Source organism: Archangium violaceum Cb vi76 (assembly GCF_000733295.1).
GTDB classification, from domain to species: Bacteria; Myxococcota; Myxococcia; order Myxococcales; family Myxococcaceae; genus Archangium; species Archangium violaceum.
On the sequence record NZ_JPMI01000201.1, the window covers coordinates 1 to 19,819 of the forward strand.

The 19,819-nt window shown below is 65.4% G+C and carries 17 protein-coding genes; 2 read left to right on the forward strand and 15 right to left on the reverse strand.

The features are described from left to right. Positions 1-108: 108 nt before the first annotated feature. From Q664_RS26535 to Q664_RS26565, 7 genes are all read right to left on the reverse strand, one after another. Complete coding sequence (locus Q664_RS26535; RefSeq protein ID WP_043401654.1) at positions 109-336, reverse strand: hypothetical protein; 228 nt, start codon at positions 334-336, stop codon at positions 109-111. Between the two features lie 173 nt (positions 337-509). Further along, a complete protein-coding gene (locus Q664_RS26540) occupies positions 510-2,417 on the reverse strand; it encodes a hypothetical protein (RefSeq protein WP_152622356.1) in 1,908 nt (635 codons plus the stop codon). 257 nt (positions 2,418-2,674) lie between these two features. Beyond that, the gene (locus Q664_RS26545; RefSeq protein WP_160174506.1) at positions 2,675-3,817 is read right to left on the reverse strand and encodes a hypothetical protein; all 1,143 of its coding nucleotides are present in this window, start codon (positions 3,815-3,817) and stop codon (positions 2,675-2,677) included. Positions 3,818-3,948: 131 nt separating this feature from the next. After that, on the reverse strand, positions 3,949-4,461 hold the full coding sequence (locus tag Q664_RS26550; RefSeq protein WP_043401664.1) for a hypothetical protein: 513 nt from the start codon (positions 4,459-4,461) through the stop codon (positions 3,949-3,951). Further along, positions 4,458-5,855, reverse strand: coding sequence for a hypothetical protein (locus Q664_RS26555; RefSeq protein ID WP_152622358.1), 1,398 nt, complete (start codon positions 5,853-5,855; stop codon positions 4,458-4,460). Before Q664_RS26555 ends, Q664_RS26550 begins: the two co-directional genes overlap by 4 nt. Before the next feature lie 66 nt (positions 5,856-5,921). After that, on the reverse strand, positions 5,922-7,751 hold the full coding sequence (locus tag Q664_RS26560; protein WP_052518701.1) for a BTAD domain-containing putative transcriptional regulator: 1,830 nt from the start codon (positions 7,749-7,751) through the stop codon (positions 5,922-5,924). Between the two features lie 137 nt (positions 7,752-7,888). Continuing rightward, on the reverse strand, positions 7,889-8,740 hold the full coding sequence (locus Q664_RS26565; protein WP_043401669.1) for a hypothetical protein: 852 nt from the start codon (positions 8,738-8,740) through the stop codon (positions 7,889-7,891). 281 nt (positions 8,741-9,021) lie between these two features. On the opposite strand from Q664_RS26565, the gene Q664_RS26570 reads away from it, so the two are divergent. Both Q664_RS26570 and Q664_RS26575 read left to right on the forward strand, forming a co-directional pair. Further along, positions 9,022-9,828: a GNAT family N-acyltransferase gene (locus Q664_RS26570; protein WP_052518702.1), complete on the forward strand. Its 807-nt coding sequence runs from the start codon at positions 9,022-9,024 to the stop codon at positions 9,826-9,828. A 99-nt stretch (positions 9,829-9,927) separates the two neighbouring features. Next, positions 9,928-10,599, forward strand: a complete 672-nt coding sequence (locus Q664_RS26575; RefSeq protein ID WP_160174507.1) for an iron-containing redox enzyme family protein — start codon at positions 9,928-9,930, stop codon at positions 10,597-10,599. A 718-nt stretch (positions 10,600-11,317) separates the two neighbouring features. Here the strand turns inward: Q664_RS26575 and Q664_RS26580 are convergent. From Q664_RS26580 to murB, 8 genes are all read right to left on the reverse strand, one after another. Then, entirely contained in the window at positions 11,318-12,280 is a 963-nt protein-coding gene (locus Q664_RS26580) for a S1 family peptidase (RefSeq protein ID WP_160174508.1), read from the reverse strand. Between the two features lie 36 nt (positions 12,281-12,316). Further along, positions 12,317-13,624 (reverse strand): hypothetical protein, encoded by a 1,308-nt coding sequence (locus Q664_RS26585; protein WP_043401679.1) that lies wholly within the window; start codon positions 13,622-13,624, stop codon positions 12,317-12,319. Further along, the gene (locus tag Q664_RS26590; protein WP_160174509.1) at positions 13,621-14,505 is read right to left on the reverse strand and encodes a hypothetical protein; all 885 of its coding nucleotides are present in this window, start codon (positions 14,503-14,505) and stop codon (positions 13,621-13,623) included. Before Q664_RS26590 ends, Q664_RS26585 begins: the two co-directional genes overlap by 4 nt. Positions 14,506-14,548: 43 nt before the next feature. Then, positions 14,549-15,232 carry a hypothetical protein gene (locus Q664_RS26595; RefSeq protein WP_152622360.1) on the reverse strand — a complete coding sequence of 228 codons (684 nt, stop codon included), beginning with the start codon at positions 15,230-15,232 and terminating at the stop codon, positions 14,549-14,551. Positions 15,233-15,681: 449 nt separating this feature from the next. Beyond that, positions 15,682-16,914, reverse strand: a complete 1,233-nt coding sequence (gene ftsA, locus Q664_RS26600; protein WP_043401686.1) for a cell division protein FtsA — start codon at positions 16,912-16,914, stop codon at positions 15,682-15,684. 44 nt (positions 16,915-16,958) lie between these two features. Next, a complete protein-coding gene (locus Q664_RS26605; protein ID WP_043401690.1) occupies positions 16,959-17,810 on the reverse strand; it encodes a cell division protein FtsQ/DivIB in 852 nt (283 codons plus the stop codon). 130 nt (positions 17,811-17,940) lie between these two features. Continuing rightward, on the reverse strand, positions 17,941-18,885 hold the full coding sequence (locus tag Q664_RS26610) for a D-alanine--D-alanine ligase (protein WP_043401693.1): 945 nt from the start codon (positions 18,883-18,885) through the stop codon (positions 17,941-17,943). Next, the gene (murB, locus tag Q664_RS26615) at positions 18,882-19,817 is read right to left on the reverse strand and encodes a UDP-N-acetylmuramate dehydrogenase (protein WP_043401696.1); all 936 of its coding nucleotides are present in this window, start codon (positions 19,815-19,817) and stop codon (positions 18,882-18,884) included. Before murB ends, Q664_RS26610 begins: the two co-directional genes overlap by 4 nt. Between the last annotated feature and the right edge of the window lie 2 nt (positions 19,818-19,819).

Below are 19,819 nucleotides of genomic sequence, written 5' to 3' on the forward strand. Positions count from 1 at the left end.
GCACAGGGCACTCCGCCGCATGACGCAGCACCATCCCCGGATTCGCCCCTACGGTGTCTATCCTGCCGACAAGGAGGCCGGAGAGCATCTCCTCGCAAAGAGGTGACATCATGTGGCGGTCGTGTCCTGGAGTGCGCTGACGATGTCCTCTCCTGTCGTCTCCGGCCTCAACTCGATACTTCGGTTATAGCCCTCGTCGAATAGCAGGAAGGGCTGGCCCTGGGGGAAGATGGCCCGATATTCGAGGGCGAACTCGGCACAGTCACCGGGGGCGCCATGAAAAACGACGGTCGACCCCTCCAGGTTGAGGTGCCCGTCAATCGAGGATTCCGACATCCGTATACGGAAATCGACGGAGCGCGGCCCTCCTGGAATGTCGACGGATTTGATGATTGCGGAGGGCCACCGAGAAGTCAGGACTTGGATGAACTCCTGCTCGGAGAGGCACCAGCCCTCTCGACGTACCGAAGACCCAGAAAATGGACCGAGCTGCGCCTGAAGAGAAAGCTTCAGGGCATTCCCGCCGCCGCGCTCCTCGATGCCCCGCGAGGTTCTCTCGCCACGGGCGTCCCTGTGCCGCGCCGGCTTGCGAGAGGCTTCGCCGACTTCACGGCACCTTTCGGCAGCCGCATATCAGGCGTTTGCTCCTCGACTGGTACGGATGCTTCGCGACAAGCCGCGGCGGCGGTGAGGAAGTCCGAGCGGTAGTCGTTGAGCTGATGGACGGTCAGGGGAGTGACGAAGTCCGTGAAATCCCCCGAGCCTCCCTTCAGCCGTGTCTGGGCGATGGTGAGCACCCTCGCACCAGCCTTGGCGCTGGTGCAGAAACGCGCGTGCCACAGCTTCGCCCACCCATGAGGGTCCGGGAATGGAGGCTGCTTGATGGCTTGGAGGATCTCGGGCAGCGAGCAGCCCGAGCTGAGGCCGAGGCGGATGCAGGGCGCTGAAACATCCATCCGGAGACGGGAGACGGCAGCCGCCAGAAACTCTCCCATGCGCCGGGGGCCCAATGGCACTTGGCGCGCCTCGACGAGCTCAACGGCCGCCTGGAGCAGCGTCGCATCCGCATGCAGGCTCGCGAGCGGCTGCTTGCGCAGCAGTGCGAGAACCCCGCACTGCGACCGCGCCGTGAGCCGGGTCCCCGCCACCACCAATGTGCCAAGCACCCGCCGGTAGGCCTCAAGCGCCTCTGGCGGGGCGGTGTCGAAGAAGGGCGCCGCGACCTCGGTCTCCTGGGGGCACCACGTCTGCTCGCCAGGCGCCAGCCTCGCCTCCACGGCGGCGTACTCCGGCGGGCAGGGCGCATGGGGGCCCTCAAAGAGTGCCTGGTTCAACAGGCACAGGCCGAGCTCTGCTAGGCGCGCACCCCAGGGGATGCGTGGATCTCCCTCCTGCGTGGCGGCCCCCTCTGTCTGGACAGGCTGGACGAAGACCAGATCGGCCTGGTTGATCAATGCAGCGACGTTCCGGAGGCGGACCTCGCGGCTCGTGGTCGTCTCCCAGGCGTACACGAGCGCATGCGCGGCTTGATTCAAGCGATCCTGGGCCAATTCGGCGGTCAGGCTCTGGCTGTTTGGGTTGCCGGGCGTCGAGGGCAGGAGCATGAGCCAAGTGTTCTGCGCGTCGCGCATGGCGAAGTACCCCATTAGATTCAGATTGTCGTACACGATGTCTTGAAGCACTTCGTCCACGCGCTTGAGCGTCCCGCGTTCCGTGATCGACGCGGTATGCACATACATCGGCCAGGCCACTGTGAGCCGTTCGTTGAGCGGAGCGTGCGCTTCCCTGCGGCGGAAGGCCTCGAGGTAGCCCTGGAACCCAACGCCGAGCGTGCCCCGATGCAGCTCCAGGGAGTGCATGCCCCACTGGGTGGTGATCCAGTACACCAGCGTCGCAACCCGGCCAATGCGGTCATTCGGCCCCCAGCTTTTGGACGGAAGGACCTCCGGCATGGTCTGCGCCGTCTGGACGGGACCGTGGTGGGCACGAGGGTGCTCGCTCCAGGCGGTTGCCTCCGCCAGGAGCTGGTCCCGGAACGCGGTCACAGCAGCCTCCACCTCCTGCGCCTGGGAGCTGCCCGGGGTCTGGCCATTGGCTCTCTGAAGCGTATCAAGCACCCGCACGGCCTGTGCATCCACCCTCAGCAGCTGCTCCGTGAGCCCAACGTCCTGGTTCACCAAGGGGCCCTCAAGCTCCGCGAGCCGCGCGATGACGAACTGGTAGATGGAGGCCCACGACTGACGCCCTCGACGGGGTGGGGCGTCATCCAGCGTCGAGTCGCCCAACAGGATCGCCGAAGAGGCTCGCGCATCCAGCTCGTACCACTCGACGAGCCGCCGCCGAGCAAGTTGCAGCACCCGGCCAAGGTCCGCGTCGGAGACGAGCCGAGCCTCCCAGCAGCGGTTCACCTCCGCCACGAGCTCGAAGAGCTTGGGGAAGCGATCCTGTGTCGTCGGCCGCTCCGAATCGAACTCCTCGCCTCCGCCACGAACCAGCGCGGCGCAGGCCACCTGCGCGTGGGACGGAGGAGCCGCGGGCAGCCCCGGCTCCGCGGGCCCGGAGCGTGGAGACGGGACCACCACGTTTTTCTCCGCCCCCCTGGGGAAGGCACATCCCACCGAGCTCAAAGCCCCGAGCAGCAGGAGGTAGGTAACCTTTCGGCATCCAGGCATGCTCACTCCTTGCACTCCTTCAGCGCGCGCTCCATGGCGTCGATGTCGGCGAGCTGAGGTCTCCTGCCGTCGATGAAGAGCCCGCCCCCCTCCCTCACGGCGAACACACGGCCTCCAGAGGTGCAGGGCCTTCCCCTGCGCTGCAAGAGGACCGAGAGGTCGTGCGCCACCTCAAGCATCCTGCTCGCCGTTGCCTGGCGCTGAGACCTTCCGGCGGTAGGACCGGTTGCGCGCCCATCGCCGCCTGGAGACGGTCGATCTACGATGGGGGCAGCGCCTCTTCCCGTGCCAGCCCTGGAGCTGCCAGTTCCGTTGGGACCTCCTTCGGGGACCGGTGGCGGGCCCCGGCCTGTGGTTCCCGAGGGCGTGAGCCCGGGAGTCGAGCGTCCTGCGATGGGAGCCTCGCCCAGGCCCGGCGGGGGAGGTGACAGTGGACGTCCTGGCGGCGGTGTGGGTGGCGCTTCGGGAGGCTGACGGTCCGGAGGCCGCTGCAGCTGGGCGGGTTCCTCGACGGCATAGGAAAGCTCCACAACCTCGATGGCCACGCGGTCCTGGGACTGCTGGAGCGGCTTGAGCGTCAAGGCCATCCCGGGTTCAGGCGCATCCGGTGAGACAGCGCTCACCAGGCTCGGCAGCAACACCACGGGCAATAGCAGGCGCACCTGCAACGGGAGCACCAGCCTCGAGATCTTCAAGAGATTCGAGCGCACATCGACGGAGGAGAGATCCCACTGTGACTCCTCGAGCTGGGGATGCGGAACCGGGAGGCGAGCGAGGATCTGGTTCAGCGCGTCGAGGTGCTTTCCGCAGGAGAACGAAGGCTTGTACAGCTGAAACCACCGCAGCGCCTCATCGCCTGGCAGGCGGGTCGAGCACTCTCCCAGGTACTGCCAGACGCAGACATCGCAGGACTTCTCGGCGGCGATCTCACCGTCATAGTAGGGAAAGTCACCCAGGAGTTCCCGTGTCGCGCCGATGTGCGCATGAATGGCGATCTCCTGAAGGGAACGCAGCCCTCCCTCGTTCAGGAGGGCTTGGACCCGGTGAAGCACCGAGAGGGAGAGGACATTCACGGCGGTGGCATCGACGGGAGGCTGCTGGTGGTGCTGGCGCTGGCCCCACCCGGTGTGGGCCCACAGCAACATCGCCGCGAGTGTCTGGGCTGAGACGGCGCTCCAGAAGAGGAGGAAATCGGCGCGCAGCGGGGCGGAGGCCCCATCACCGCGCGCCGCACGGAGCCACTGCTCAGGTTCCCATTGAGATACATCGCTGGTGCTCATCGCGCCGCTCCTTGCTGCTGCGAAGCCACCCCCGCCAGCGGGCGGAAGCCGGCCTCATGCATGACCCACTGCAGGCTCGCGCAGGCAAACAGGCCGTCTTCCCGCCTGCACAAGAGCACCACCTCCGGCCTGGACTGACGCAGCTCGGCGTGCAAGCGGCGCACCCCCTGGGGCACCTGCACGGCTCCGCCAAACGCCAGCGGGAGACACCCCGCCGTATACGAGCGGACCCGCTCGCTTCCGTCATCGGCGACCTCCACCAACTGCCACTGGCACTCAGCCGCGGGGTAGACCGCAGCATCCCTTGGCGCCGAGCCGTGCGCCCAACGGGCCATCAACCGCTTCGAGGCGGTGGGGGTGCCACCCTGCGCGATGGGCAGGTCCGCCAACTCCGCGCCGCTGGAGGGCGTCACAAAGAAAGCGAAGCCGATGAACGCCAGCGACAGCAGCGTGTACATGTCGAGCGCGGAGAGGAACAGATCGTCCCGAGACGAGATCCGCCGGCTCATGCCACATCTCCTCGCACCTGGGCCGGCGCCGGCTCGATGACCTGCTCCGGACTCGGGGAGAGGCTGGTCACGTTCCGCCGCTTGTCAGGGACCTGATACACGGTGTCCGTGAGATCGACCCTGAAGGAATCTCCTCCACGACGGAGCACATGCTCCAGGAGCCGGTCGCACGAGAAGGCGAAGATCCGGATTCCGAGCCCCGCGAAGGTCGCACTCATGGCCATGGAGATGGCCGAGGAGAAGCGGTTCATGTCGCGCTCGACGAAGATCCGGGGATCGAACGCGAGCAACAGCGCGCAGACCGTCAACAGGAAGCCGAGCGCGGGGCCCGTCACCTCCAGCCACTCGAGCAGGCCCCGAAAGCTCCGCTCCACGCTCTGGAGCGGAAACAGCAGCGGGATCTTCCCAACACTGCCTGGCTTCTTTTCCAGGGATGGTGGGCTCTGCCCGGCCGCGTGCGCTTCGGGCGGGACGCTTTCATCGAACACGGTCTGCAGCCTGGGACCCTTGCCCGAGCGGAACAGGCCGGAGAACCACCAGAAGAGGAGCCCGATGAACACCACGGCAAGAATGAAGTTGGCGCACACCATGACGCCCACCAGGAAGGGAACGATCCGGAGCGACATCCGTTGGGCGACCGCGATCGCGATCTGCTGGGGATCTCGGATCAGCACCAGCTCCGGCCGGTCCAGCAGGCCCTGGACGAACAAGCATGGGGCCTCGAGCCCTCCGTCCGGATTGGAGCAGCGCTTCGCGGCCACGCCTCCACTCGCGGTTTCACCCATCTGCCACCTCGCCTCCGTCCAGAGAATCTCGGGCACCGGGGTGGAGACCGTCTTGGTCTGGGTCACGGCGCTCTGGACGTAGGGGATCAACCAGAACTCCTGGTACATGGAGGAAGTGCTCGGGGGAGGCAGCCGGAGAACCACCTTGCGAAAGGTGGACTTGGGCAGGAACTTCTGGAGCCTTGAGGGTCTGGCCTGGCCAGACCGATCGATGTCCTCCTGCTCGAGCTCGCAGCTCAGGGATTTCACCGGCTCCTGGGTAGCGGTCTTCGAGCCAGACACCTCCTGGCACTTCTGCCAGAGCTGGGAGGCAGGCGCCTTGTCGCCAGTCACGGGCGCCGCGAGCCAGAAGTTCCTCACGCCGGTGAGGTTTTCCGCCACCGCGAAGTGGAGCGCCTGGCCCTCGTCCTCGGACACGAGGATGAGCTTGCTCACGTCACGGTGAAGGGTCAGCCGGATCGCAGGCTGCTGCCCGGAGACGCGCGTCTGCCAGGCAACGCCGCTGAAGAGCAGCACGTACAGGCCCACGAGGAGAATGACGGCCACGAAAGCGTAGGGTGAATACCGCGCGCGCAGCACGGGTCCATACCAGGTATTTTTCGAAGACATCGGCCGGCTCCTCTTTCAAGTCGTGGCCGACGATGGCAAACCCAGCGTGACTGGCGCGTGATGAACTCAGCGGGGGAGGCGGCGGTACTCGTCGACCCGCTCGGACAGCACCTTGCGGATGGCCTCGGGCAACGTGGCCAGGAGCACCTCGCCCACCACATCATGGACGAACCAGCGGTCCTGGAAGAGGTGGGCATCCAAGAGGAGTTGTAAGGGCCTCGCGAGGTGACTGACAGGCACCTCCAGCACAAAGGCCGCGAGCTGGACGCTGAAGTCCGTCCGAGCCACGGCGAAGACCCGCGCGAGCCGGAGGGCCTCCTCGGGCAGCAGGTTCAGGCGCTGCTCGATGATCGCCCTGACGCGCTCGGGAGGTGGAAGCGAGCTGGGGAAGCGCCCGTTGAAGGTCCCGGACTCCAGCAGGTGACGCGAGGTCTCCACGATGAAGAAGGGATTGCCGCCGGTGTAGGCCGCCATCTCCTCCGCGACCTGCTCCAGCCTGGAATCGCCCATTGCCCGCAGCATGACCCGGACGGCCTCGGTGTCCAGCCGCTCCACGGTCACCCACTTCATCAACCCGGCGCTGCGCGCGTTCTGCACCAGCTGCCGCTCCCATGCCTCCCGGATCTCGGTGGTGCGATAGACATTGATGATGAGGGGAAAGCGGCCGGCCACCATCTCCTCGTTGAACTCGGAATGGAGCTGGAGCCCAAGCTCGGCGCTGTCCCGGTCCATGTAATGCGCATCGTCGTAGATGAGGACCTTGACGTCTCGCAGCGCGTCCCGAAGGAACTCGGCGAGTGCCGAGAAGAGCCGGGACCGCTCCTGCGGGCTGGAAGGAGGGGGAAGGGGCCTGGTTTCCAGCTTGGGAACCAGCCGCGACAGCTCCTTGCGCACCCATCCGCGCGGCTGCACCTCCGGCTTCTGCTCCAGCACGTGGCGCAGGTTCCTCATGTGGGTGCGAAAGGAGCCCCCTTCGCGATCTCCTGGCCGGGCGTTGAGCAGGAGTGTGTTGCCTCGCGATCGCGCGAACTCCGTCACCAGCCGGGACTTGCCGATGCCCGCCACGCCATCCACGAACATGGGCTTGCGCTCCGCCCACGCTGTCTCCATGGCGGCCCAGGCCCGCTCGCGGCCCGCGAGTACATGGGAGTGAGTCACCAGCAGCGGGCGCACGGGGCGTCCCACGGGAGCAGGCCGCTGAGGCGTGGATTCCGAGCGCTCGATGATGCGGGCCAACTCCCGCGTCGCCGGAGAGGGCCCTGTCTGGAACTCGCTCATCAGCATCACCTGGCATTGGCGATAGGCCTCCAGCGCCGCGGTACGGTTCCCCAGGAGGTAGTGCAGGCGCATCAGGTGCTGATAGGCCGTCTCCGATGTGCGCTCTCGTGCCAGGAGTTGCCGCGCCCCCTCGAGTGCGGTGGTGAGCCGGCCTTCTCGCTCCAGCCGCTGCACCTCCCGCCCCATCGCCTCCAACCACCTGTGCCGCAGGTCCAGGCGCCACCCATCCAGCCACTCATTCAAGTCATCACATTTCGGGTAATTCAGCTCCTTCAGCAGCTCCCCGTCATAGGAAACCGCCCGCGCATCGTCTCGGGCCTCGAGTGCCGCACGCAGGTGGAGCACGTCCAGGGTGATTCCATCGCGCAATCTCAGGAAGGCCCTCCCCTCGATACACTCCTCACCCAGGAGCCGCCGGAGGCGCAGCAGAACCTGCCGCAGGTTGCCGCGTGCGGCCGCCTCTTCTGTGGTGGGCCACAACATGCCCACGAGGCGCGAACGCGCCGTGGCCCCTTCGAGCGCCAAGTAGGCCAGGAGTGCGGCGGTCTTCTGCTCCAGGCTGACCCGCTCTCCCTGAACCGACACGGCCCAGGTCTCTCCGAGGAGTCGGATCTCCACGTCTGCTCCCCCAAAGTGGTTAGCTTCCACGAGCTCCGCTCAAGGTCCCAGGATATCACTGCCGGTGCAACTCCGTGCACGGAAACCTGGCGCGCATCCAGCGGAGCGCTCAACAGGGGTCACTCGGACCGGGCGTGCTACCAGTCCTCTCTCGGCCCGTCTTCGCGCTGGCGCTGCTTGACGACCGAGCGATTACGCGCGTTGAGAAGGTCCCGGTAGATGCGATCGACCTTGCTGTGGACCGGCAGCTTTCCTTCAACCCAGCGCTCGCCGTCCTTATGGGGTCCAGCCAGCGCCTGCCTGACCGCCAGGGTCATCAACTCCCAGGCCTCACCGACGACCTGCTCGTGGACGGTCACGCGCTTCCCATGAGCAGAACAGTCGGCGGAACCGATCCGGATGATCCTCTTCTCCGTTTCAGTGAGCAGTTTCTGCACACTGGGGTGCCTCATCAGCAGGTCCTTATAGGCGTTAGCGTCCTCACACACCCCCAGGAGGTGCAACAGACCGCGCCTGTTATCACGCTGTCCATCCCAGGACTGACGCTGGCCAACGTCGGTGAAACCCGCCGTCCGGAAGTGGCTTGTCTCCCAATAGTCACAATCCAGCCTCGCCAGATAGGCCAGGGCGCCCGCGAGTTCGCTCTCCTCCGCGTGCGACATATTCAGATTCGACCGGCTCTCGAGACGCGGGGGCTTGAACGGTTCGAAGTGACACCAGCCGAGCGAATACGGATGCGCTGAGAGCACGGCATGGTGACCGTTCTTGATGGGCGAATCCTCCCGCTTCCTGCACTTGACCTCGAACCGCAGGAAGGTGTGCTTGCCGAGCGAGCGGGGCAGCGCCGCGACGAACACCTCGACCTCGCCCCCATAGAAGAGCTCGCCGCCGCGCTCAATGACCCGCATGGCGGTCACAGGCCGCTCAGCGGCAAAGGCCGCGATCTCTCCGGCCTCATATGACGCGGTATCAGCGTCCGCGAGCGGCATGCGCCAGTTCCGGATATCGAAACCTCCCACGGGCCAGTACCTTTCACGCGCTCGGGCAGGTGAGCCCATTGGGAAATAGCAAGAGCCAGGCGCTATCGATGCGCCCGCTCCGCGACCAGCCCGCTGCGCGAATCCATGCAGGAAATCGCAGCTTTCCACCGGTCAGTGTTTTTTTGATCCCCTCTTCGGAGGGGCTCTTGGGAACTCGCAAGAACGATGGAGCGCGCAGGACGCACGCTCCGGAACCGGCTCGCCGATATGGGCTGACGAAGGGTTCTTCCATGCGCGGCCAACCTCCCCGGGTCATCACCGTCGCCCTCTCGAGCACCTCTGGACAGCGCATTTTCAAGGACGCACTCGCCGTGCGCAACACCGTCTTTCGGGATGAAGAGCACCTGAGCACCAGGCCCGATCAGGATGAGTACGACGAGCTGCCCTCCGCGACGCATGTCGTCGTCTACGTGAACTCGGAGCCCGCCGCCGCGGCTCGGCTCCTTTTGCCCAGCGAGAGGGTCGCACGTACCAGGGGTGGGCACTTCGGCCTCCCGCTGGAGCAGCTGCTCGACCTGGCCTCGCTGAAGAGCGCGGGAATGCGCCCCGCGGAGAGCGGGCGGGTGGCGGTCCTGAAAAAGTACCGGAAGAGTGAGGTGATCGTCTGGCTGCTGGCCAGCATCTACTGGGCTTCGAGAAACACGGGCGTCAACGCCTGGGTGGCCGCCGCGAATGGGGAAACGGATGTGCCGCGTGACGCCAGACTCATCGCACGGGTTGCATCGGCGCAGCAGCTGGACAGCCCCGTACGAGTCCACGCCCTGGCCCCCTCCTCGCCCCCCGCCAACCCGGCAGCCGCCTTCTACAACGCAGCACACTGGGAGCTCGCGCGGCAGTCGAGGTTCAGCGAGCTGCCCCTGCCTGGCGTGCTCAAGCTGTTCACCCAGAAGATGGGCGCCAGGCTCATGGGCTCCCCCTTGTACATCCCGGAGTTCTCACGCTGGGCCTATCCCCTCTGCGCCTGGCTGAACGAGATCCCGCGGAGCACCCTCGAGCAGTTCGACGCCCTGGCCCAGAGCGCTCACCGTGCCCCCTGAGCCGGCATCTCTCTACACAACCCCGCGCTTCCCCCTCACCACCCACCCACCGGGGCCAGCAATGGCCCCGCCCAGGAGCAGTACATGCACACGCAACCCATGACGGACTGGACGCAACAGCTGTTGGCAATGTCTCGCACGCTGGTGCACACACTGGACAGACGCCAAGTGCCCCGCAGCCTCTTCGAGGGAACCATCTTCCTGGAGCACTACATCGCTTGGGGCATCCAGACCTACTTCTACGTCCAGGAAACCCAGCCGAACCTCTTGAAGTCGTGCCGCAGGATGAAACGACGGGGTCGGAGGCACGCGGTGATCGCCGACCTCCTGCTCACCAAGGCGGAGGAAGAGACGAAACATGACGAATGGATGCTGTCGGATCTTCGTACGTTGGGCTGCTCACGGACCGAGGTGGAGCGCACCCAGCCCTGCGGAGCGGTGCGGGCGTACATTGCCACCAACCGCTTCCATGCGGAGGAGGGCTCGCCCTACGCCATCCTGGGCACCGCCTTCATCCTCGAGTTCCTGAGCGAGCAGCGCGCGAGCAAGGCTGCATTGAATCTGATCGCCAGGAGCAAGATCCCGGGGATCGCACACGCGGTGTCTTTCGTCAGCCAGCACGGCCAGCTCGATGGAGGGCATGTCGATGACGCCCTGCGACTCCTGCGCGTCATCACCTGCCCGAGAGAGCAAGGAGCCATCCTGTCCATGGCGAAGTTCACGGCCTCGTTGATCCCCAGCTTCTTCCCCAAGCTGCCGCGTAAGGCCTGACAGTCCCCGAACCAAGCGCGGAATCGGCATAGGGGGGTAGAGAGGGTGACTCTCTACTCCCCCTGCCACACCACCGGACAGGCGGGTCCGCATCCGGCGGTTCGGTTGGTTGAGGTTATCTCTCCCGACGTCCGTTTTCGCTTGCCGCCCTCGGTGCTTCGCCGCTCCGCTGGTCGTTCGGGGCTTCACCCCTATCCCCCAGTGGGAGCTCCCCTCGCGGGGACTTCTGGCGCCTGGCGCCTCGGAGACTCACGCTCGTGACTGCCTCCCAACCGTTTGGCCCTTCGCGGCTCGTCGGTTCTCCGGCTCCGGTGAGACTTCCACGCCATCCCTGCCGGTCCGCTCGCCGCTACTACGGCCTGTGCTGACTGCTCGCTCCGCCTCTGGCGTCGCCCTTTCAGGCACGAGGCGAGCTCTCCCCGGGTAAGAACATCGACCTTCGCCGCACGAGCGCCGGCTTTACGTCACCTCGTCTTGGCCACCGGAGCTTCGCGGTTGCTTGCCCGCTCGCCCCGCTCGGTGCCGCCTCGCAGCCGGTTCCTGTTCGTCGCCCCGCGGCTTCGTTCCCCGCTTCCTTCACGTCGGCCTCGCGGTCCGGCGCGCTGCGGTTCCCTTCGTTCGCGGTGACCTGCTTCCGGGAGGACTTCCACCTCCGAGTCGATGCCCATGCCGGGCGCACAAACAAGAGGCCCCAGGTGCACTGGAACCTGGGGCCTGATTACTTCGAGTGCGATGCGTCATCCGTATTGATCGTCAAATTCAACGTCCCATCGTTTTTGATGATGGGACTGCCCGCGCCCGTAGTGCTGTAGACGTTGGTCGTCTGCTCCACTGGGAGGGACACGGGTGGAGCTGGCTTTTGGCTCGCACGCGAGCGTTGGATTCCCCACGCCGTGGCAAGTCCCCCCAGCACCGAGACAATCATGCCGGTGACCGCGAGGATCTTGCCTCTGGAGTTCGCCCGAAGACCAGGGCCCGGCGGCTGGCGAGCAAGCGCGGGGCCAGGCACACGGATGAGTTCGATCGCATCTCGGCCTTTGAACTGCCAGAGAAACCGCTCGATCGTCTCGGCCGAAAGCGCCACCGAAAGAGGTGATTTCTTGCCCCCTAGTTGAATCACGCCGGCACAGAGTTCCTGGTGCTCGGGCATGAGCGCGCCGCCGCTGAAGCCTGCGGGGATCCCCCCTTGCAGCTGGAGGTAGTCGCGATTCTCGCCCAGCCAGCCCGTGCCATGATGGCTGGAGGGTTGGCGGGTGCGCTCGGAGCACCCCAACGCAACCCAGGGGGAAGGATTCCTCAGCCAGCCATGCAGGGAAGCGGCGTCGAGCCAGCGGGCTACTGGCGCCCGCAGTTCCGTGGGAGAATACAGCAGCGCGAGGTCCAGGGAGGGGTCATGCCCCACACACTCCAAGGGGGCAGCCTCGGGAAGATGGACCAGACCGAGCCGAGCCCATGGCTCCCCAGCGAGCGCGTCCGGCTGTCCCCAGGGAGCCCCTTCGCGGCGCTGGACCACGTGCCAGCACGTCAGCAGGTGATGTGGCCCCACGATGATGGCGCTGCCTCGAGAACCGGGCTGTTGCTCTCTGGCCTCAAAGCCGTCAATGGCGACCACAAACGAAACCACCGAGACGGAATACGCATGCGGCGGCACGCTGGTCTCCCGAGATGACTTCCTGCTCACGGGCGGCGCTCCATCGGACAAGTCCCACCCGCCATGTTATCGGGTCGCTCCAGTCCTGACGCTCACCTTCACGGCAGTAGAGGAGTGAAGGATATTTTTTGTGTACTCGGGCATCAACAAGAACGCGGACTCTAGAAACATCTTGAGCACACGGCGCACCGGCTCGCGCAGCCGGGAATCATCGGAGAACTCCCGGGCCAGCCGAAGTTTGTGCGCCAACGCATCTTCGTCGGGCGGACGCGTGCGAGAAGCTCGCTCGATAAGCTCAACCGCGTCTACTAGCGCCTTGGCAAGCACCTTTCCTCGCTCGCCCTCGACGAAGCGATGCATCACGAAGCGGCGGTCGCCCTCGTTCTCATGCATCTGCCGGATCTTCGTTTCGACAAACAGGCCTACCGGCTGGTGGGGAGGCTCGACGCCTCGCTGAAACGCATTGATGATGGTCGCCGCAAGGTACCGGCTGATGAACTCCAACCCATCCAGCCTGCCACCGGTGTCTGATCTCCTGCCAAGGTAAGAGGTGACGACGGACTGGTACAGCGTCTTTGAGCCCACGAACGAGCCCGGGCGAGGATCCAGCGACCTGAACTCAGCCCGGCAAAGATAAGCCTGGAGCTTGGCGTCAAGCTCGCGCACACTCGATCGATCCTTTACTTCCAGCTTCACCTGGGTGGGTTCTACCCCCGCCAGATAGGCAAAGTAATTCCTGGGTTCATGGAACGAGTCATCGTGAACGACGACGCAGGCCACCAACTCTGGAGCACCCGGTTCCTTCCTGCTTTGCGCAGCCACGAGTGGCATCCTGACACGTACGACAGGCTGACCACCATGGCGTGCGAGCGCGTTTTTGAGATCCTCATAGAATTGATCCCGCGCGATCTTCAGCGGCGCATCACCCTCCCACCTTGGGGTCACCAAGTCATGGTGCGTATACCAGTAGTATTTGACTTGCAAGGATTCGTTCGTGGGGTCTAACGAGGCGCGTGTATCTTTGTGGAAATCCTCAAGAATTTGCACCGCGCGACCCGACGCTCTCTCTCGCTCCGCTCCTTTCAGGAAGAGACCATCCGGAGTCACCTCGAGCGTGGAAACCGCGGCGCGGTTCAGCATGACGAAGATGTAGCTGCCAGCACTGAACGACTCCCTGGCAAAGAGTTCCTCGGGGTCCGCAGGATCCACGGGCCTGGGCTCTTTATCGAGCCGGCTCTTCAGGCGGGGAATGGCGAATACAATGCCCCCCCGCCTGACCGTCTGGATGGCGAGGCATCCCAGGTCCGTCGAGGCAAGCACCATGACCAGCAGGACCCGCATCGCGACGTGAGCTCGCCCGTGCTGCACGCTCATTGGAGATCCTCACGGTCAATGAGGAGCGTCACCTGGAGAGCACGGCCATGCACATCGCGGGCCTCGACATGAACAGGCGTATGCGGCTTCGTGAAGCCCTCGATCGCGATGGGCAACCATGTTGTATTCCAGACGGTCTTCCGCTCGTTGTTGATCTCATAGCTGATCTGGTCGACGATGCTGTTGGTTTCCAACTCAAGCACCCACCCAACTGGGCCAGCGTGCGCCTTGTATCCTGTGAGCATGAACTGGTTGCTTCGATCCAGCTCAAGCAGCATCTTGATCAGCGCCGCACGACCCGTGTCCCCTGCTTGGGCCTTTGAAGCCCCATCACCGTGCTGCTCCTTCTGACGCTCGGCGATCTTCTTCTCGATGGCGGCCCGGATTCGAGCCGCTTCCTTCTTCTTGCTCGCCTTCCAGAGCAGCTGAAATGCCCTTAAGTGCTCTGCGGCTACGGCATGCTCCGCCAGCGTCGTCATGCCGGACGACAAGCGCTGCTTGAGCTTGTGGTCAACATTGAGGCCATGCTTGAGAAGCAGATTGAAGATCCGTTCGAAGTTCCCCAGTTCCTTCGTATCCGAAATGAACTTCGCGATCGCATACGTCTTTTGACATTCCCCGTAGAGGTCAATCCTGCCCTTCAGAAAGAGCGTTACCGCCGTCTCGTCACCGTGGATGAGCGCCTGACAGAAGGCTTCTGTGCCCCAGGGGATGCCTCGCGTCGCCAGTTCCGTGCGAGCATCCTTGCGACCTTGCACGGTGTAATTGACGTTGATCGGACCGTTGTTGTTGGGAAACATAGGGCTGTTATTCCCCTCGGTCTTATACTGCGTGCCAGGGACCTGTTGTGCGAACGCGCCACTTGCTATCAGCATCAGCACGAGGAGCCTGGGTAGCACGACACTCCATGATAGGTTCATCGGTTCACCTGTTCGAGGGGCTGTCCCAGCGGGTCTGTGAGAACTCTACGATCCAGACGCGCCGGTCCTCAAGGTTGGTCCAATCAAAACCCATATGATACAGCAGGCTGACCAGCATCTTTCCGTTCATCGAATTGGTCGAGAAGGACGAAGAGCGCCAAAACTCCTGATGCTTGAGATCGGTCGGGAGGGCTGATTCCGGTGGCATGGGGCCCTCTTGACGAATGTTCCCCGTATGGAAGCTGAGCAGTTTGATGGAGAACCATTTCTCTACGGAGTCCACCGGAACACTGGCTGGCAGCAGATCACGAGGACTGCACCAGTGGAAGGGTTCGACAAATTTGTATTCCTCCATGGACTGCCAGATCTTCGCGCGCAGCCTCCAACAGGATTTGGTGGGATCCATGAAGTTCTCGAAGTGATTGGGCGGAACATCAATCACAGTGAGCGCCACGCGAGGAAACTGCTGGTCGAAGGAGGCCAGGGAATTAAAGGACTCGTATCGACCAAAGAGCCCATAGAGTTCGGTATCTCTGAAGTCGATACCATACCAAGCGACTGGAGCGGGGCCGGTGTCTCGCATAGCGTCCTTGACAGTTTCGGAGATATCGTTGAACAGCGCGCCCATGTGGATGACACACCCACTGTTGAAGATTGCCAAGATCACGACGCACAGCAGCATTCTCATTCGCATCGACGACTCCCCATGCTCCAAGCCGTTACGGGCACAGAGCACACGGCACTCTGAAGAATTCAGGCTCAGAGCATTCCCTGAACAGCCCCAAGGCAGCATCTCAGCCTGAGCGTGACTGGAGCGTGACTGCCTCAACGCCGCAGTGGTCCCGCCTGGAGCGCGAGGCAAAGCGATGGGGCTGCACTCTGGCGGATGCGCCCCATCCGGTGGAGCATGCCGATGGCCACTCGCAGCGAGAACTTCACGCGCGCCAGCCGAACTCCAGGACCAGGGTTGCCAAGTCGGCCTGCAAGGCCTCACGAAGAACTCATGGCGGTGTTGCCACAGAACCGCGAAGAGCATCCCGCTGCGATTCTCCGCTCGATGATGCGCTCCACGAAAAAAACCGGGGCCGCTGGGAGGAGAGCGGCCCCGGTGGGGTACTGCCAGACTGACGGAACTGCCTAGAAGATCTCCTCGAGCCACTCGCGCATGCGGCCCTTGACCTTCTTGTAGACGTTCTCCTCGCGGATCCGGAACATCCGCCGGTCCAGGTGCTTCGCCCCGTACACCACCAGGCCCACGCCCGTCGCGTACATCGGGCTCTTCACCACGTCCACCAGCCCGCCAATCCCGCGCGGCATGCCCCGGCGCACCGGCAGGCCAATCACTTCCTCGGCCAGCTCCGGCATCCCCGCCAGCAGCGTCGAGCCACCCGTGATCACCACTCCCGAGGCCAGCAGGTCCTCGTAGCCGCACTTCTGGATCTCCCGGTGCACCAGCTGGAAGATCTCCTCCACCCGCGGCTCCAAAATCTCACACAGAATCTGCCGCCCCAGCACCCGCGGCTGCCGCCCACCCACGCTCGGCACCTCGATGGTCTCGTCCTTGTTCACCATCGACGCCAGCGCGCATCCGAACTTCTGCTTGATGCGCTCGGCCTCGTGCGCCGGGGTGCGCAGGCCAATCGCGATGTCGCTCGTCAGGTTGTTGCCGCCCAGGGCAATCACCGCCGTGTGCACGATCGACCCGCCCGAGAAGATCGCGATGTCCGTCGTGCCTCCGCCGATGTCGACGAGGCACACGCCCAGCTCCTTCTCGTCCTCGCCCAGCACCGCCTCGGCCGACGCCAGCGGCTGCAGCACGATGTCCGCCACGTTCAGGCCCGTGCGGTTGGCGCACTTCACGATGTTCTGCGCGCTCGACACCGCCCCCGTGACGATGTGCACCTTCGCCTCCAGGCGCACCCCCGCCATGCCCAGCGGCTCCTTGATGCCGCCCTGGTCGTCGATGATGAACTCCTGCGGCAGGACGTGGATGACCTCCCGATCCAGGGGAATGGCCACCGCCTTCGCCGCGTCGATGACGCGCGCGATGTCCGGCTCGCGGACCTCCTTGTCCTTCACCGCGACAATCCCCTGCGAGTTGAAGCCCTTGATGTGGCCACCGGCGATGCCGGTGTACACGTGGGAGATCTCCGCGCCGGCCATCAGCTCGGCCTCCTCCACCGCGCGGCGGATCGAGGACACGGTCGCCTCGATGTTGACCACCACGCCCTTGCGGAGACCCTTCGACGGGTGCGTCCCGATGCCGATGATGTCGATCCCGCTGTCGGTCAGCTCCCCGACGATGGCGCAGATCTTCGTCGTGCCGATGTCGAGGCCGACGATGATCTCCCCGGACTTCTGCTTCGCCATGACAACCCTCCCAGGCCCCCCACTCTCGTGAAAGGGGCGCGTTCCTACTGCGAGGCCCCGCTCCTCTCGGACGCGGGGCTCGAAAGCTTCACCGCCACCCAGCCGGGCCGAGCCCGGTTCTCCAGGTGGATGACCTCCGCGGACAGCCCGCGGGCACGCAGCTCCTCGCGCACGCGCGAGAGCCTCTGAAGTTTGGCGTCCGTGTCCCCCTCCCCCAACCGCGCCTCCGTCCCGTCCGCCAGCACCAGCACCAGCCCCTCCGCCGTCACCCGCACCTCGCTCAACCGCTGGCGCTTGCCGGGCTCGGTGGCCGCGTAGGCCCGCGCCACCTCCAGCGCCTGGTGGAAGCGCTCGCGCGTCTTCGCCTCGTCGGCCAGGTAGCCCTCCCGGTCCATCCCCGTAATCAACGGCAGGTCCAGCTTGTCCCCGGGCTGCAGCCGCTTGAAGGGCTCGCCGTCCTCGGCCACCAGGTACAGGTCCCCCAGCGTCGCCAGCGCCGCCGGCACGTGCTCGGACACCTCCACGGACACGCTCGAGGGGAAGTGGCGCCGCACCTCCACCGTCCTCACCCAGGGGTGGGTGGCCATGGCGCGCTCCAGCGTCTCCACGTCCAGCGCCCACAGGTTCTGCCCCACCGTCAGCCCGGACAGCTTGAGCAGCTCGCCCGGCGCGGCCCGCTCCAGCCCGCTGAAGGTGGTCTCCTTCAACAGGAAGGTGGGCGAGCTGAGCGCCCAGCGGCGCAGCTCGATTCCGCCCCACACCCAGGCGCATGTCAGACCGGTCAGTAGAATCGCCTTGAGCACGCCAGGACCGTGCGAGCGCACGGCTCCCGTCACCGCCGCCTTCGTCTGGGCGGCGTCCTGGCGGCGACGATTCTTGGATTTACCGAAAGCCATGGTGTGCGTCGGCGCATGCTGCGCCGGGTTGGATCTCCACGCCAGTTTTTCGCTACAGCCACGTCGCTGTAGCGCCCAGGTCCCCTGAAGGGGCCCCGCACGTCCACTTCACTCTGGGGAGGGGGGCCTCTCAGGCCTTGAGAGTGGCGCCTTGCAGGAGGCGCTCGCACAGGCCCGGGAAGTCGATGCCCCGGCCCGCGGCGATCTTCGGCAGCAGGCTGGACTCGGTCATTCCGGGCAGCGTGTTGATCTCCAACAGGAAGACTTCACCGGACGGCGTCAGGATGACGTCCGAGCGGGAGCCTCCACTGCACTCGAGTGCGCGATGGGCGGCAAGGCAGACCTGGTTCACGCGCTCATACTGATCCGGCGGGAGGGGGGCGGGGAAGAGGTACTGTGTGGTTCCGCCGGACTGGTACTTGGCCTGGTAGTCGTAGAACTCCCGGGCGGCCACCACCTCGATGACGCCGAGGGCCTCGTTGTCCAGGACGCCGCCCTGCACCTCGCGGCCCTTGATGTACTGCTCCACGAGGATGGAGCCGGCGAGCCTGGACGCGGCCTCGACGGCGGCGAGGTACTCGTCACGGGTCTTGCAGATGGCGACGCCCACGCTGCTGCCCTCGCGGGAGGGCTTGACGACGACGGGGAGGCCGAAGGGGAGCGAGTCCACGGCGGCCCGGGCCTCGTCGCCCGAGCGGAAGGCACGGTAGGGAGGGGTGGGGATGCCGTGGGCGATGAAGACCTGCTTGGCGAAGACCTTGTCCATGCCCAGGGACGAGGCCATGACGCCGCTGCCCGTATAGGGGATGAACATGCACTCCAACAGACCCTGGACACAGCCGTCCTCGCCGTAGCGGCCATGGAGGGCGATGAAGGCGACCTCCACCTTCTCGGCGGCGAGGCGCGCGGGCAGGTCCTTGCCCACGTCGATCTCCACCACGTCGTAGCCCAGGCCACGCAGGGCCTTGGACACGGCGGCACCGGTGCGCAGGGACACCTCGCGCTCGGAGGAGAGGCCCCCGAACAGCACACCCACCCGCTTCCGCTTCAGCTCGTCCTTGGAGAAGCCGCTCATGGCTGGAAGACCCCTACACGCTTGACTTCGGGTTGGAGCTCGACACCCCGCTCCTCGCGCACGCGAGTCCGCATCAGGGTGAGGAGCGAGAGCACGTCGTGGGCGGTGGCCCCGCCCAGGTTGACGATCCAATTGGCGTGCAGGGTGGACACCTGCGCGCGGCCGATGATGTGGCCCTTGAGTCCCACGGACTCGATGAGGCGCCCGGCGAAGTCGCCCGGCGGATTGGCGAAGACGCTGCCGAAGTTGGGCTGGCTCAGCGGCTGGCTCCGCTTGCGGTAGCCGAGGTCCTCGTCCATGGCCTTCTTGGAGGCCTCGAGGTCCCCTTTGGGCAGCAAGAAGCGGATGCGCGTCACCACGCCGCCCCGGGGCAGCTCCGTGTGGCGGTAACCGTGCGGAATCCGGGACTTGGGAATCCACCCCACCCCGTCCGCGGTGGCGACCTCCACCGCCTCCACCACGCGGTAGCACTCGCCATTCTTGGTGCCCGCGTTCATGGTGACGGCGCCGCCCAGGGTGCCGGGAATGCCCGCGAGGAACTCCGCGCCCACCAGACCGTTGGCCCTCATCTGGTTGCAGAGCCGAACGATGGCCGCGCCCGCGCCGAGGGTGAGCCTCCCCTCCTCCGCGCCCACCTCGGCCAGCTCGGGGAACAGGTCGCTCGGGAGCTTCACGGTGACGCCGGGGATGCCCCCATCTCCCACGAGGGTGTTGGCGCCTCCGCCGAGCACGGTGAGGGGCACGCCCTCCTCTCGCAGGAAGCGCAGCAGGGCCACCAGGGCGTCCGGGGAGCGCGGGCGGACGAGCGCCTCGGCCGGGCCACCCACGCGCACACTCGTGAGGGGCGCGAGCGGCGCACCCGCCGTCACGTCAACACCGGACAGGCGCCCCAGCCGCTCGGGCAGGGACGATGAGGAGAAACCCGCCGTCATGC